General features: G+C 38.5%; 14 protein-coding genes. 4 read left to right on the forward strand and 10 right to left on the reverse strand.

Going from position 1 to position 14,934, the window contains the following annotated elements; translation table 11 throughout:
- Positions 1–219 precede the first annotated feature (219 nt).
- The 4 genes from alaS to ribA form a co-directional block, all read right to left on the reverse strand.
- Complete coding sequence (gene alaS / locus H5162_RS05050; RefSeq protein ID WP_182777850.1) at positions 220–2,820, reverse strand: alanine--tRNA ligase; 2,601 nt, start codon at positions 2,818–2,820, stop codon at positions 220–222.
- 19 nt (positions 2,821–2,839) lie between these two features.
- Positions 2,840–3,292 carry a regulatory protein RecX gene (locus tag H5162_RS05055; RefSeq protein WP_182718042.1) on the reverse strand — a complete coding sequence of 151 codons (453 nt, stop codon included), beginning with the start codon at positions 3,290–3,292 and terminating at the stop codon, positions 2,840–2,842.
- 11 nt (positions 3,293–3,303) lie between these two features.
- Positions 3,304–4,092 (reverse strand): BPSS1780 family membrane protein, encoded by a 789-nt coding sequence (locus H5162_RS05060; protein WP_182757979.1) that lies wholly within the window; start codon positions 4,090–4,092, stop codon positions 3,304–3,306.
- Between the two features lie 78 nt (positions 4,093–4,170).
- The gene (gene ribA / locus H5162_RS05065; protein ID WP_145240900.1) at positions 4,171–4,794 is read right to left on the reverse strand and encodes a GTP cyclohydrolase II; all 624 of its coding nucleotides are present in this window, start codon (positions 4,792–4,794) and stop codon (positions 4,171–4,173) included.
- Positions 4,795–5,049: 255 nt separating this feature from the next.
- On the opposite strand from ribA, the gene H5162_RS05070 reads away from it, so the two are divergent.
- Positions 5,050–6,132, forward strand: a complete 1,083-nt coding sequence (locus H5162_RS05070) for an energy transducer TonB (protein WP_182777851.1) — start codon at positions 5,050–5,052, stop codon at positions 6,130–6,132.
- Between the two features lie 74 nt (positions 6,133–6,206).
- Here the strand turns inward: H5162_RS05070 and H5162_RS05075 are convergent, their stop codons facing one another.
- The 4 genes from H5162_RS05075 to H5162_RS05090 form a co-directional block, all read right to left on the reverse strand.
- Positions 6,207–6,659: a low molecular weight protein-tyrosine-phosphatase gene (locus H5162_RS05075; RefSeq protein ID WP_145240896.1), complete on the reverse strand. Its 453-nt coding sequence runs from the start codon at positions 6,657–6,659 to the stop codon at positions 6,207–6,209.
- 72 nt (positions 6,660–6,731) lie between these two features.
- A complete protein-coding gene (locus H5162_RS05080; RefSeq protein WP_145240894.1) occupies positions 6,732–6,947 on the reverse strand; it encodes a TIGR02450 family Trp-rich protein in 216 nt (71 codons plus the stop codon).
- A 306-nt stretch (positions 6,948–7,253) separates the two neighbouring features.
- Positions 7,254–7,772 carry a hypothetical protein gene (locus H5162_RS05085; RefSeq protein ID WP_182731174.1) on the reverse strand — a complete coding sequence of 173 codons (519 nt, stop codon included), beginning with the start codon at positions 7,770–7,772 and terminating at the stop codon, positions 7,254–7,256.
- Between the two features lie 69 nt (positions 7,773–7,841).
- Positions 7,842–8,348: a DUF3087 domain-containing protein gene (locus H5162_RS05090; RefSeq protein ID WP_182718023.1), complete on the reverse strand. Its 507-nt coding sequence runs from the start codon at positions 8,346–8,348 to the stop codon at positions 7,842–7,844.
- A gap of 152 nt (positions 8,349–8,500) precedes the next feature.
- On the opposite strand from H5162_RS05090, the gene H5162_RS05095 reads away from it, so the two are divergent.
- From H5162_RS05095 to H5162_RS05105, 3 genes are read left to right on the forward strand one after another with little or no spacing between them, the layout of a single operon-like run.
- Positions 8,501–9,139, forward strand: a complete 639-nt coding sequence (locus H5162_RS05095) for an energy transducer TonB (RefSeq protein WP_182731172.1) — start codon at positions 8,501–8,503, stop codon at positions 9,137–9,139.
- Between the two features lie 26 nt (positions 9,140–9,165).
- Entirely contained in the window at positions 9,166–9,717 is a 552-nt protein-coding gene (locus tag H5162_RS05100; protein WP_145240886.1) for an RNA polymerase sigma factor, read from the forward strand.
- A complete protein-coding gene (locus H5162_RS05105; RefSeq protein ID WP_182777852.1) occupies positions 9,704–10,318 on the forward strand; it encodes a hypothetical protein in 615 nt (204 codons plus the stop codon). The genes H5162_RS05100 and H5162_RS05105 overlap by 14 nt, the downstream gene beginning before the upstream one ends.
- A gap of 57 nt (positions 10,319–10,375) precedes the next feature.
- Here the strand turns inward: H5162_RS05105 and H5162_RS05110 are convergent, their stop codons facing one another.
- Together H5162_RS05110 and H5162_RS05115 are read right to left on the reverse strand one after the other, a co-directional pair.
- A complete protein-coding gene (locus H5162_RS05110; RefSeq protein ID WP_182777853.1) occupies positions 10,376–14,272 on the reverse strand; it encodes a hypothetical protein in 3,897 nt (1,298 codons plus the stop codon).
- Between the two features lie 302 nt (positions 14,273–14,574).
- A complete protein-coding gene (locus H5162_RS05115; protein ID WP_182777855.1) occupies positions 14,575–14,715 on the reverse strand; it encodes a hypothetical protein in 141 nt (46 codons plus the stop codon).
- Positions 14,716–14,934 lie beyond the last annotated feature (219 nt).

Consider the following 14,934-nt stretch of genomic DNA (forward strand, 5'->3'; position numbering starts at 1 on the left):
CATCGCTGTAAAGAATTTATGGAGATGGTTCAGAGTTTTTTCGTAATTAAGGTAAATCCAGTGGCAATAAAAAATGCGGTAGTGTGTATTTAGTAGGGTATGCCGTTTTAGCCATAAATTTAGGACGTGACTTAGTTGTTAAAGCAGATTTAGAATAAACACTTTAGGAGACTCAATTGAGCCTCCTAAAGTGTTAAATCAACTTTACGTACTGAGCTATTAAGTACGCTCAGTTAACCAAGCGGTTACGCTATCAAGTGCTGCAGTTAAGTTTTGCGGCTCAGAGCCACCAGCTTGCGCCATATCAGGACGACCGCCGCCTTTACCACCAACTTGTGATGCCATGTGATTTACCAGCTCACCGGCTTTCACTTTGCCAGTTAAGTCTTTAGTCACACCAGCAATTAAGCTTACTTTGTCGCCATCAGCAACACCAAGTGCAATAACACCTGAGCCAATCTTGTTTTTAAGGTCATCAACCATGCCGCGTAAGGCTTTTGATTCAGTGCCTTCAACGTTTGCCACAAGTAATTTAACACCGTTAATTTCAACAATTGAATCAATTAATGATGCACCCGCAGCACTGGCTAGCTTGTCGCTTAGCTGTGCTATTTGTTTTTCAAGCCCTTTTGACTTTTCAAGCAAGGCTGTTACTTTTTCAAGTACTGATGCGCTGTCGCCTTTAACAAGAGCCGCTACGTCGTTTAGGTGTTGCTCTTGCTCACTTACATAAGCAATTGCATCAGCACCCGTTACCGCTTCAATACGACGCACACCGGCAGCAATACCGCTCTCAGAAACTATTTTGAATAAACCGATATCACCAGCACGATTTACGTGAGTACCGCCACACAGTTCTATAGAATAATCACCAATAGTCACTACGCGAACTTCATCATCGTACTTCTCACCAAATAACGCCATTGCGCCTTTTTCTTTGGCGGCATCGATTGCCATCAGCTCAGTATTTAGTGCAAAGTTACGACGGATCTCGTCATTCACAACTCGCTCAATTTCACGTAGTTCAGCTTTCGTGACTGCTTCAAAATGCGAGAAGTCAAAACGTAAACGTTCAGGGTCTACGAGTGAACCTTTTTGCGACACATGATCGCCCAATAACTGACGTAGTGCTTCGTGTAAAATATGCGTCGCTGTATGATTCTTTTTAACACGATCACGGCGCTTATCATCAATGTTAGCGTCAACTTTATCATTCACACCAATACGGCCCATCACTGTTCCGTGATGCGCGAATGCATTACCAAGTTTAGTAGTATTAGTTACTGTAAACTCACCGCCAGCTACCGTTAATGTGCCGGTGTCGCCAACTTGGCCACCAGATTCAGCGTAAAATGGTGTGCGATCTAGTACCACAATGCCTTGTTGGCCATCTTCAAGTACTGATACAGCTTCACCTTGCGCGAACATTTCAATCACAGTGCCACTATAGTGCGTTGCGTCATAGCCTTTAAAGTCAGTGTGTTTGTCAGACTTTAATTGCTGGTTATAGTCAGCACCAAATTTACCAGCTTGTTGTGCAGTTTTACGCTGTACAGCCATGCACTCTTGGAAGCCTTGCTCATCAATCGTCATAAAGCGCTCACGCGCTACATCTGCGGTTAAATCGGCAGGGAAACCATAGGTGTCATATAATTTGAATACCAATTCACCTGGGATCACATCGCCAGTTAAATCAGTCAGGCTTTCTTCTAAAATAGCTAAACCACGCTCAAGAGTTTTGCCAAACTGCTCTTCTTCAATGCGCAGTACTTTTTCGATGATTTCTTGCTGTTTTGCAAGCTCTGGATACGCTTGACCCATTTGTTCGATTAGCGCAGCAACTAACTTATAGAAGAACGAACCTTGTGCGCCAAGCTTGTTACCATGGCGAACTGCACGACGAATGATACGACGCAGTACATAACCACGGCCTTCGTTTGATGGCATAACCCCATCAGAAACTAAAAACGCACATGAACGAATATGATCCGCCACTACGCGCAGTGATTTATCATCCATATCTTGTGCATTGGTAACTTCTGCAGCAGCTTTAATTAAGCCTTGGAATAAATCGATTTCGTAGTTTGAATGCACGCCTTGTAAAATTGCAGCAATGCGCTCAAGACCCATACCTGTATCAACAGACTGCTTAGGAAGCGGCTCCATCGTACCGTCACTTTGACGGTTATACTGCATAAATACCAGATTCCAAATTTCAATGAAACGGTCGCCATCTTCTTCAGGTGAGCCAGGAGGTCCGCCCCAAATTTCTTCGCCATGATCATAAAAAATTTCAGAACATGGACCACACGGGCCAGTATCACCCATTGACCAGAAGTTATCTGAAGTAGCAATACGAATAATGCGATCTTCAGGCAAACCAATTTCGTTAGCCCAATAACCAAATGCTTCTTCATCATCATGGTAGATAGTAACGAGCAGTTTTTCTTTCGGCAGTTTTACAACGTCAGTCAAAAACTCCCACGCAAACTTAATCGCGTCTTGCTTAAAGTAATCACCAAAGCTGAAGTTACCTAACATTTCGAAAAATGTATGGTGGCGTGCTGTGTAGCCTACATTTTCTAAATCGTTATGCTTACCACCGGCACGCACACAACGTTGTGAGCTAGTTGCGCGGTTATAAGGGCGGCTTTCGGCGCCTAAAAATACATCTTTAAATTGCACCATGCCGGCGTTATTAAATAATAACGTCGCATCGTTACCCGGAATAAGCGAGCTTGATGGAACAATTTGGTGTTGTTTAGAGGCAAAAAAATCTAAAAACTGTTGCCTGATCTGTGCGGTAGTCATGTGCTGCATGTGAACGTCTCACCCATTTTTACTGTGCTTGCATTGCAAAATCTATTTGTTCGTAACTGAACCCTCGATACATTAAGTAGCGCACGCGCTTAGCTTTTTCTTTGTGATCGAAGTCGTCCTGTGAATTTGAATACTTCTTTAAATACGCATCCTGCGCTAACCCAAACCAATCAATTTCGAATGATTCAATCACACTTTCTAACAGTGCTCGGTCAATCCTTTTGCCCATGGCTTCGCTTTGAATACGTTTTAAGCCATGTTTTTTAGCAATGTGGCGACGTACAAAACCTTCAACATAACGCTGCTCATTTATAAAATTGTGCTCTTCACACCAATCTAATAAAGCTTCGATAAATTCAGGCGTCGCCTCTTTTTGCTGTAATTTTTGGGTTAACTCTCGACGCGAATATTCTTGGCGCCCGAGTAACCAAAGTACATAATTTTTTAACTTCTTTTGTAATGCTTCATCCATTTCTTCAGCCATTATGCGTCAAAACGACCGCTTTGATCATTATGCTGCGGCGCAACAGGCTCTGCCTCTGCAGGCGGTACGATCGGCATAAAAATAGCTTGATAAGAAACAAAAAAGCTAATGTAGCAAATTGGCATTAAAACCAACAGCGGCAAGAATGATAAAAACATTGAAAGCATCATCAAGCCTGCAATAATTGCCCCATATACACTCAATGGTGCCATGTTGTGGTAAAACACCATAAATGAACTTTTTAGCACCTCAAAAATACGTTTTTGTTGATTAAAATAAACCAACGGCACCGCATAAGAAAAAGCCGTTAAATACACCGATAACGCAATTAAAAACAGCGCAACATTTGCCATCGAGATGCTATCAATTACTTGCTGCAAGGCAATGTTAGGATCGACATTCGGATTACTCATAATCGCAATCGCTTCGGAAAATAAACCCCCAGCTAGCAAAGCCATCAATACACCGGCCGCCATTTGATAGAGCGCTAAACGTAGCAGCCCCATGCGATTACCCTTGGCGGTAAACGGTTTTAGGATATCGGCCAACATAATTTTGCCGCCTTGCTGTTTGGTGATCACCGCTTGATAAAACCCCGCAGTTAAAAACGGCGTGGCGATGGCTGCTATAATTTGTAAGAAAGGTAAAAATAGCGATAGTAAACCAATAATACCTATAAATAAGTGCATAAAAATAAAGGTAAAAGGCTGAGCTTTAAAAATAAGCCAGCCTGCTTTAAACCATTTCAGCCCTGCATCGGCCTTAAATACTCGTAATTCAATTGACATACTTGCTCTTAAATTAACAACAAAACACGCCGAGTATAACTCGGCGTTGGATGGGATTACATAGACGACAGCTTAAAATTACGGTTTTTTAATCTTCTTTATATCTAACATATGCGCACCATGCTTAATTTTCGTCTCTAGGTATGCTTTATTGCCCGCTAAACCAGCTTTAATGTGTGCATGCGTGCCAACCACTGATTCAACTTCAATACCAGCATCTTTCAAGGCATTAAGCTTTTTAGGATTATTGGTCATCAGCTTTACATGAGCCAACCCCATCGCTTCTAACATTAATACCGCGTCAGAAAAGTCACGTAAGTCATCAGCAAAGCCCAAATGATTATTTGCCTCATAGGTATTCATACCTTGTGATTGCAATACATAGGCGTCAATTTTATTGTATAAACCAATACCACGCCCTTCTTGGCGTAAATAAAGTAAAATACCACCTTGTTGATGCATCATTTCAATACATTCGTTGAGTTGTTCACCACAATCACACCGTGATGAATGAAATACATCACCGGTTAAACATTCAGAATGCATACGAATAAGCGGCACAGACTGCTCGCTATCAGCACGATTAAACACCAAAGCAACATGCTCTTGGCCATCTTTTAAATCGCTAAATGACACGATTTCTGCGGGTATATCACTGTTTTTGCCAACATTTAGCTGGACTCTAGCTCTTACTTGCGCCACGACAAATCCAAAATTAAAAAGTAATGCGATAATGCAAACGTGATAATATCACAAAAATAAACTGCATTGAAAATAATACAACACCGCAATGAGTAATAACTATATTGAGGCAGTTACTCGCAATTCAAGCATTGCCCTGCGCTAAATCGACAATTCCACCCCACCAAAAACAAAATTCTTACCCGATACTCTAAATCAATGACATAGTTGTACCTATTTGGTATAATTTAATTAAACATAATAATAAGGAACATTATGAAAGCCTCCTCTCTACTACTTTGTCTTACCATCACCTATTCTGGTTATAGTCACGCCGATGAATCTATACATAGTCAATTTAAAATAGTGTACCAGCAATACCTTGATTCACAGCAACAAGGCAAAGGCGCAGAAGATAAAGCTGAACAAGCCTATTTGCTAGGTAAGCAAATCTATGGAGATAAATCAGATAACACTGCAAATTTAGCCATAAACTATGCTAATGAGCTTCATCAATACCCTGCAGAAAACAAACAAAAACGTTTTACCTTGTTTGAGCAGGCTTACACTATTTTAGCGGCTAATCATCCAGCAAGTAGCATTGAACTCATCGATGCATTGCTTGGTATGGCAACCAATACTGATTCGGTAAATAGAGCCGACGCCCTATACAAACAAGTTATTGAAATCGCTGCAGTCCAAAAAGTCCCAAAATTAGTAGCAGATATGAAACTGGCTGCTGCACAAGGATTAGCGTATGGCTTTCAAGGGAAAAAATACAACCAAGCCAAACGCTACCTACTTGAGGCAGACGAGTTTTACAGCCAAAACTTACCTGAGAACTCAGTAGAGCGGATCAAAGCTGACTTTTTAGTTGCCGCTTTTGCAGAAGGTAAAAGACAATATTCTAAAGCGATTGAGCGTTTAAATCGAGTTGTAAGTGTATTTGATGATGCGCTTAGCTTCGATCATGAAACAGAGCTTAGTGCTCACTCTAAATTAGTTCACCTTTATGAAAAAACAGGTAAAAGTGACGAAGCGACCAAACATTGTTTAGCTATAGCTAAAATGGTGCCGTGGCAAGAAAACCAGCAACAAACCCCACTTTATCGTCAAGAACCTAACTACCCAGATAGTAAAGCAAGGTTTAGGCAAGATGGTTCAGTGCAAATGGAATTTGACGTTAACACCGCTGGCTTTGTAAAAAATATCACCATCATTAAATCTGAAGGTGGTGAAGCATTTGAACAAGAAGCCATTAAAGCAATGGAAAAGTGGCGTTATGCCCCTAAGTTTGAAGATGGAAAAGCAGTGGTTGCAAAAGCTCAAGTGCAGCTAGACTTTAAAATTGGCAGATAAATACACGTAATTACTAATAACATCAGTGTTTGTAATACTGTTTATAAACACGTTTTAAGCCCAGCATGACTGGGCTATTTTTGTAAGGTATCGAGTATTTTGTCACTGGCATCCTCGATTAAATCAAGTACCTGTTCAAAACCATTTTCGCCACCATAATAAGGGTCGGGGATCTCATCAACACAGGTTCCATAAGCTAAAAATAACGACAGCTTATACTGCAAATGCGCCGGACAAAGTGCAGTTAGATCAGCTAAATTGGCTTTATCTGCAGCGAGGATCAAATCAAAGTACTCAAAGTCATGAGCGTTGACTTGTCGTGAACGTATCCCCTCAAAGCTATAGCCACGTTTAAGTGCCGCCGCTTGAGAGCGTTTATCGGGAGGATTTCCAATGTGGTAGCCTGCGGTACCCGCTGAGTCAATTTCAAACTGTGATCCACGTTGTAATGCTTTAGCCTTTAACACCGCCTCCGCAGTCGGTGAGCGGCAAATATTACCTAAACAAACGATCAGTATTTTTTTCATGATTAAATTTCATCCACTAGCATCAACATGCATTCATAAGATACCAATAAAATTAAAACCTGCATACCTAGGTTACTTCCAACCTTGTAACCAGCGCTGTTGATCTTTTAAATCATGCCAATTTATTTCCATCGAACGCTTTGACATCACCGCTTCAATAACACAGCTGATAACAACGCCCTCTTCGTCAAACTCCATTTCCGTAATCATAAAATGCTTTTCTTTATTGACGGGGGAAACTGCCGTCCATTTACTGTTTAATAGTTTTCTGTGGTTAATTTTATTCATATGATTCCTATCTAACATCATTACGTATTAATCATCGTGATACGTAAACACCACCCACTGCGTTTACATTTAACTGAATGAAATGTGATTTTACAGCTAACTAATCACAGCTGCATAGAGGTATAAGTCTGGCTCGACCATCAAGTGGGTTGTCTATTTTCAGGTAGTATTTACCAAGTAGGGTTGGAATTTGCGGTGCTAGTAAGAGGAATTAAATAACCAGTTACATCAGATGACTCACTATGTATTACAAGGTAGAGGTAGGCTTTAATTTATCACTAAAGCCTATATAAGCTAATGCAATTATTAAAATTCGTAACTAATACTCACGCCACCATCAGCGCGTTTTTCATTACTGTTGCTGCCTTCACCGTAGCCTAATTCAAAACGAACGCGCCAACCGCCTTCATTTAAACCACTAAAAAGGTAACTATAACTCACGCCTACACCGTTGGTCGTTTCTGTATCAAACATACCTGATAGCGCACAGCCAAAAATATTACCAAATGTCTCACCAATGTCTTTATCATCAGCATCCGGACACTCACGACCATCATCTTGTGCACCAATGGCGCCAACAACTAAGCCTAAAGCATGCTTTTTATCGCTCGTTAGCGCATGTTCAAACCCGACAGAAAAACCATCATCTAAGCCTATTTTATAGTTAGCATACCAGCGCTGTGTACCTTGTGCTGCTGATAATGATACCTCTGGTATAACAAAGTAAGGGTAGCCGCCACCGATTGAAAAATTAACATCGTTTGCATTAGATGAAAAAGTACAAATCGTTAGCAAAGCACCTAGGCAAAGCTTGTTTAATGTCATTGAAGTTCCTTTTAAGTTTTTTATTATAAAGCGAATGCTACTTTACACATTCTAGAAACAAAAAAGCAACTAAAATTGCTTTAAAATAACATCATCATAATCATCAACGTTTAACGTCACATTAAACTTAGCCGCCACATTATCAAGCTCAGCTTGCTTAATAGCTAATTCATCCATGGTGATAGTGTTATCGTCTAGTTGCCATAATAACCGCGAGCCCGCATAACTATAATGAATTGCTAACAATGCTTGAGGATTCCCCTCTCGCCCCGCCGCTTTTAATTTTGCCATTTTACGGGTGATTTTATTCAATGCTTGTTTGAGATCCCACACATACACCACTTCGGTCATATAATCATGCGTGCGGTATTTATTCAGCGCCCAGCCAATTGTTAGGCTAGTAATAACTACACCTATTAAATTCCAATGAAAATGACTGCCACTTTCATCAGGGAATAACGCGATTAGTAGTTGTGAGATTGCTAAACTGCCAATAGCCAACGCCAAGCCGCAGCCGATAATAACGCGGTTTAAATGCTTACGATAACGAGCTTTATCAATTTGAATAAGTTGCATAACTGCCTAATAAAATAAAAACCAAAATTCACAGCCGCCATTGTAACCAATGCCCATAAGCAAACACGAAACTTTTTAAAAATATTTCACCCCTTTTTAATCTAGCGCACGTTTTAGTGATGAATACCACTTAACTTATCGAGGATTTGCTTATGCAAACAGTAGCTTTACCACACACTAATCATGCTTTAAAAACATCAACGGCCATTGTTGGTGGTGCAGCCATGACCTTTGCGGCATTTGCATTTATGCAGTACTTAATTAGTGGCGAGCAACGCGCGCCAAGCTTTATTGATGACAGCATCATTGTAGAAATATTCCAAGCACCAGAAGATTCTAAAGTGCAGCACAAGCAAACCTTGCCGCCGCCACCTAAAATGCAAACGCCGCCTAAAGTGCCGCCGCGTACACCGCCAAGTACTGATACTAATATAGTAACAACCGCAATAACGCCAGATATAAGTATTGATAAAATAGGTGGCGATATAAAAGCTAACTTACAGCGACCAACCGGTGATGCGACCCCCATAGTACGTATAAATCCTAAATACCCGCCCATTGCCGCACGAGAAGGCATTGAAGGCTGGGTACAATTAAGCTTTAATGTATCTCAAACCGGTGAAGTAATAGATGCACAAGTAACAAACGCAGAACCAAAACGCATTTTCGACCGTGAAGCACTACGGGCAATAAAACGCTGGAAATACCGCCCAAAAGTGATTGATGGCGTAGCACAAATGCAAACGGGGCAAAGCGTACAACTTGATTTTAAGTTAGACCAAACGCAATAAAAGCTCATTAATGGATAAGGTTGCCTATGCTTACAAGCTTAAAGTCATGGTTTATCAGTCAGCCCAGTAACGACTACTTGGCTGACTACGCAAAAAGTGGCGACAATCGCCACTTAACTAAACTCGTTACCTTGTTTGGCAACGATTTGTATCATTACTTAGTCACGCAAAGTAATGAGCAACTCGCCTTTGATATAAGCCAACAAACATGGTTAAAAGTGATGGAAAAACGCCATTATTATCAACCGCAAGACAACCCAAAAGCCTGGTTGTTCCGCCTTGCCCGTAATGCGTTAATCGATGAGTTTCGCAAACAACAGCGTTTTGTAGAATTAGAAGACGATACTGCAATTGCAGCACCTAATACTCAGCAAAGCTTTGATTACGAAGCCTTTAACCACGCTTTAATGCAACTAAGCTTTGTACAACGCGAAGCGCTCAGCTTACAGCAAGAAGGCTTTTCGCTTGAAGACATACAACAGATCACCCAAAGCAATCATGAAACCGTAAAAACGCGGCTACGTTATGCAAAACAAAACTTAAAAACATTATTAGGAGCCCATCATGAACAAGCATAACGAACAGTTTGAGCAGCAACTTAACCAGCATTTTAGTGAGCGTAAAAAACGCCACACACTGACGCCAGAGCAACAGGCATTGTTTACGCAAATGCCGAATCAAAAAGCTAATAAAAAGCCGACTCGATTTTTATTACCCCTGCAAATGACCGGCCTCGCCTGCGCTTTAGTAGTACTGGGCTTTACCATGTTTAACACCACAGAACAACAACACACACTTAACAACACCTTTGCCGTACAGCAAAGCAGTTACCACTTTATAGAAGTACACCAAGTAGATAATGCGGGCAGTTATTCAAGTGAGATCACCAGCCAAAAACAACAACTCGACGATAAACTCGCCGCCGACCTGCGCCTACACCAACAGCGCTATATTGAATACGGGCAATTAGTTAAAGTAGACAACGACTGGTACATCGCCAGCTGCCACAGCGAAGTACTCATTCAAATAAAAGACTCGCTATTGAATAACTTAAAAACCAAACACGCCATAGAGAGCAATATAATGAAAGGCGACATGCTCGCCATGGCCCACAACAGCCAAGGCCAGATCATAGCGCTTAAACATGCAGGGGATGGGGTAAAGATGTGTAGGGGGTAGAAGCGTTCAATTTGGTGGTAAATCTATCTGATAAACTACCACCAAGTCTTTAATTATTTAAGAATTTTTTAAATAAATTCTAATTTTATCTGTTTTTGTGACTTGCTTTCTTTTGATCAACTTTTTATCTGACATCAATGAAGAAAAAAGATCATACTCTTCAGTATTTGGTAATTCAAAGTGAGTTTTAGCTGTATTAATTTTTGCAATCTGCTCTTTAGAAAAACCACAGATATCTTTTACTCCATCCTTAGATAATAGATCGATTTGATAGGATAAAAACTTTATTAAATCATAATCAGTATCTAGTTCTGAAGCTAACTTAATTATGTTAACTTCTTTAACTCCATCAAACTTCATTTGGCAAGCTAAAGAGCTTAAATAAATAGTATTTATTAAAGGGCTTTTAAATTCTTCATCGCTTAAACTAGCAATTACTGATATCTTGTTTTTCTCGCTCACTTCACCACGTTCAAAAATACTTATCCTGTCTTGGAGTGAGAAAAAAGGAATACAATCAAAAGTCATATGTTCTATAAGATTAATGGAATCGAACTTATCATGCATTGAACGAATTAAGGACTGACCTTTATCTGATTTAGGTTCTACATGCTCTACTAAATATTCAAACAACTTTTCAGATACTTCATTAGATGGTTGAAGTATTAGCAAATCAGCAAAGCAAGAAGCTAATTCATCAGAAGAAAAGAAGCTACTTTCATTTAACCCTTCAAAAATGGTCAATATTTCAGCATTACTAAGAATCTCTAATTTAGCAATTGCGCAAAGCGTTTCATCTTTAAGATCGTAAAACTGATAAGTTTCTAGAAACTTATCTTTATTGCACGAAATTAGCAATGGGAGAAGTTCAGGCCTATCTTCCTCAAATTCACTTTTAAGTTTATCAGAGTAAATTACTAAACCTTCTTTAATTAAGTACTCATACTTCTGATCAGTTAAGTTATCTAAATCATAACCATCTATATGCTTACTCAGAGGATGTACTAATGACTGGAATGTATCTTGTTTTATAACATTGAACAGAACAATACTAGCGAAACTTGAAAGAAGTCTGTCATCATCCAATTCCCTAATTTCTTTGGTTAAAACTTCAAAATTAACCGAAATAACCCTGTCAGCTTCTTTATTAAATATTTCAAAGAGCTCATTATCATGATAAATGCGAGCAAATATAGTGACTAAATTTTCAACAGAAACCTTGACCTTATCTTGCTTTGATAATTCTAAATGAGTTAAGTAGTCAAACTTCGCTTTGCCTATGTTCGGTAGTGGAGTAGATATGCAACTTATTACTTGCTTTTTAACTTCCATGTCAATTTCAGACTTTAACATGAAAACAATAGAACTCTCGTCTTCAATACCTTTCTTGATACTCTCTATCCAATACTCTTTAACTAAATGTTGAAGCATATCAGTATCATCAATTATTTCGGTTAACAAAGCATCCCCAGAGCTAAGAATGGCAGCTAAAGAAAACGATTCACTTCTGTGAATAGATTTGAAATAACTATGCAAACTAATTGGGCTTATTCTTATACACCTAGCTTTGAATAGAGTTGTGTATACTTCACATTGCTCATCATTGTCATGATCAAATTCGACTAACTCTAACAAAGGATCTAGTAAAATTATATTTTCCAGAATTACCTCTCTCAGCTCCTTTGATTCGCTTGCTATCTCAACAACAGTTTTAGTGTTTTCATTTAAATACTTCGTCAAATAAACATAATGACTAAAATTTACACTAGAGAAGTCTTTACTCTTACATAATTTAAAACACCACTCTCCAAACTTATCTGTATAGCTTTTACTTAACTCAAGAAAGTTAGATCTACTACGTACTAAAATTTCGAGCACTGGTGATATCTCAATAAACCTAATATTTTCTAACTGATCAATAAACTCAATCAGAAGCTTAGAGTTGATATCTAATATAACGGGGACTTGGTTTAACAACTGGTGATTTTCAGAGATCAAATACTCAAAAAGATTAAAGTTAAGCACAGCTGTTTGAGAGAAGCTACTATCATCTAGTAATTTAACAATGTCTGCTGGGCGACTTAATTGGTATTCAAAATTCGGTTTCTTTCCATATACAATATTATTTCTGAAAGTGAAGTCGTTTCGAGTTAATTCGCCTTCATAGAATATTGAAATATACTTTTGATAGTCTTCATAAATATATCCTTCACGCAACAGGTAATGAATAATGTGATCAGACTTAAAGCCTATAAGGGATTCTTTTTTATCTTCAAAAAGAAAGCACATTTCTTTGAGTGAAGCACTCTCAACCTTACTTATTAATATTGAAGCTTCATTTATTTTACTATTAAGCTGCTCAACTTTTTCATTTGGCTCATCAAGCATATTTAGTTTTTCTAAGTAACTTTGGATCTCTAAATATTCATTATTTGCAGCTAATGATACTAGTATGCCATAGTCAGACAATTTTAATTCAATACCTTCTCGTAAACTGGCTAAAACAGAATCATAATCGCTATTACTAATAGTGTCTTGACCAAATCTCCAGCCACGCAGTCCGGGGTATTGAGTTGTAATTATTTGAAGCTTCCACCTTATGAGCACTTCATACTCATCTTCAGTAAATTTTATCGCATTTTGAATTTTTTCAATTTTTTCTTCGCACTCACGAATAATTGCTTTTTTACTTTCAACTACCTCTTTTTTTATTTTTGATGTATTAAAAGCAGAAAATATATTCCCACTATTTTGTTGAAGAAGCTCAAATTCATCGGGGAACATGTTTTTGCATAAAACTAGCGAGAATAAGTTATCGTCAGATAAACTTTGATCATGATTAACTAGTTTTCGATAAAAGTAGAATTCGTTAACTATATTTTGTAAAACCCGCATATCAGTAATAAAAACCGTAACATCCCTTAAAAACCTTCGAGATAGTTTTTCATTTTTAATTGTAGAAATTAATTCACGAATTTTCTCATATGAGTTATTTGAATGAATAATCGGGATTATGGGTAAAATAAAGTCAAAAAACTTAGTTCTTTCAGTGGCTGAAAAGCAATCATCCTTTGTCACATAAATAAACTTAACCCCTTCTTTATGCTTTTCTCTAACTGCAAAGCTATTATTTAAGATGATGTTTATTTCACGTAGCTTTGTAAAAATCTCAGGCTTATTTAACCTTTCTAAATCCTCAAAGATCACTTTATTGTATTGTGAACTAGAAAAGAAATACACCAGTTCATCAAGGGTCCTATTTAATACAGAGTCCGATTCAGAAAAAAAACTTACTTCTGCACTAGTCGGGTTTAAATAACTTATTTTAGAAAGTGGAAGGTTGTTCTTTAAATATTTAAATATAAATGCAATACCAAGCAGGCAACCTACAAGCATAAATAAAGATAAACCAATGTTAAAAAACTCTAAATATTTCCCAAGCATTGGTCTAACAGGATCGATGAAAATATAACTTTTTGGATTAAAAATATAGAAAATGGAAAGAAGCCAAAGCGAAGCAAATATATAATTCCTCCATTTGGTAGTATCTTTTGAATTAGCTAATTTACTAAAGCGAGATTTTGGAATTGTCGAAGAAGGCACTTTATAAATAATTTGTTGGACAATGCTTTTTTCAATATCACTAAACTCAAATGCCTCTAACTTAGTTGAAGTTCCATCCTGAACCTCCATTTCATCAACTTGAAAAGAAGCTAATGAAACATCAATTGATGAATTAGAAAACTCAGTATTATTCTTTTTATATGAGCTTACAAAGCTAGATTTACCTGATGAATATGGCCCAGTTATCGCTATATTGTATGCTTTATCAGATGCAATTACTTGGTCAAAAACATCCGATACATCAAGATCAATTTTAGCTTCGTCTGTTGCACTAAGGAAAAAAGGTGTATATCCATCTGTTTGCTTATTATCTTCCTCACTAACCTCCATATCAACCTCTTGAAAAATAAATTAAATAAAATTCAGCATATCTTAATTTTTTGAATAAAAATATAGATAAAAACCATAAAATGCGCAGGGTCATTCCAATCTCACGTTTAACACCCTTCCCCCGTCATCATGCCCTGAAAATAAGTAATTGTGAGTAATACGTTCACATCAATTACGCATTGAAAGATTAAGCGTGATGCTCTGGTGGAAAATATTCGCGCTAAAGCCTGCTACAGAGAGTCCAGCAGCAACACCGATTTGGCTCACCAAGCCAGCGCGACAAAACCTTAAATAAGGTTTCTTTAAACAGTTAGCGAGTTTGAAAGCGACAAGTTAGCAAGCAATGACCAACAGTTACACGCGCCAGCAAGCTTAGCGCCTACGGTGGTGAACTTATCACTGGTGTTAAACCCTTCGTGGCTAAAGCCAGCTCCTACTTCCAATATTTAACCTCTGTGTAGCGAAGCGCCTCTGTGCTCTCGGTGGTGATATTCACTTTTTCGCCCTAAAGGACGACCTACAATTTAAACGCCCCCATTGGTTTTATCGTTGCACTTTAGCCAACCAAACCTCGCGCGCCAGCAAGCTTAGCGCCTACGCTGGTGAACTTATCACTGGTATTAAACCCTTCGTGGCTAAAGCCAGCTCCTACTTCCAATATT

It is taken from the genome of Pseudoalteromonas sp. SR41-8 (genome assembly GCF_014163915.1).
Classification (GTDB): Bacteria; Pseudomonadota; Gammaproteobacteria; order Enterobacterales; family Alteromonadaceae; genus Pseudoalteromonas; species Pseudoalteromonas rhizosphaerae.

Bases quoted from the DNA above. Each gene is read 5' to 3' on its own strand.
- alaS (WP_182777850.1), bottom strand. From the start codon at position 2,820: ATGCAGCACATGACTACCGCACAGATCAGGCAACAGTTTTTAGATTTT.
- H5162_RS05055 (WP_182718042.1), bottom strand. From the start codon at position 3,292: ATGGATGAAGCATTACAAAAGAAGTTAAAAAATTATGTACTTTGGTTA.
- H5162_RS05060 (WP_182757979.1), bottom strand. From the start codon at position 4,092: ATGTCAATTGAATTACGAGTATTTAAGGCCGATGCAGGGCTGAAATGG.
- H5162_RS05070 (WP_182777851.1), top strand. From the start codon at position 5,050: ATGAAAGCCTCCTCTCTACTACTTTGTCTTACCATCACCTATTCTGGT.
- H5162_RS05075 (WP_145240896.1), bottom strand. From the start codon at position 6,659: ATGAAAAAAATACTGATCGTTTGTTTAGGTAATATTTGCCGCTCACCG.
- H5162_RS05080 (WP_145240894.1), bottom strand. From the start codon at position 6,947: ATGAATAAAATTAACCACAGAAAACTATTAAACAGTAAATGGACGGCA.
- H5162_RS05085 (WP_182731174.1), bottom strand. From the start codon at position 7,772: ATGACATTAAACAAGCTTTGCCTAGGTGCTTTGCTAACGATTTGTACT.
- H5162_RS05090 (WP_182718023.1), bottom strand. From the start codon at position 8,348: ATGCAACTTATTCAAATTGATAAAGCTCGTTATCGTAAGCATTTAAAC.
- H5162_RS05095 (WP_182731172.1), top strand. From the start codon at position 8,501: ATGCAAACAGTAGCTTTACCACACACTAATCATGCTTTAAAAACATCA.
- H5162_RS05100 (WP_145240886.1), top strand. From the start codon at position 9,166: ATGCTTACAAGCTTAAAGTCATGGTTTATCAGTCAGCCCAGTAACGAC.
- H5162_RS05105 (WP_182777852.1), top strand. From the start codon at position 9,704: ATGAACAAGCATAACGAACAGTTTGAGCAGCAACTTAACCAGCATTTT.
- H5162_RS05110 (WP_182777853.1), bottom strand. From the start codon at position 14,272: ATGGAGGTTAGTGAGGAAGATAATAAGCAAACAGATGGATATACACCT.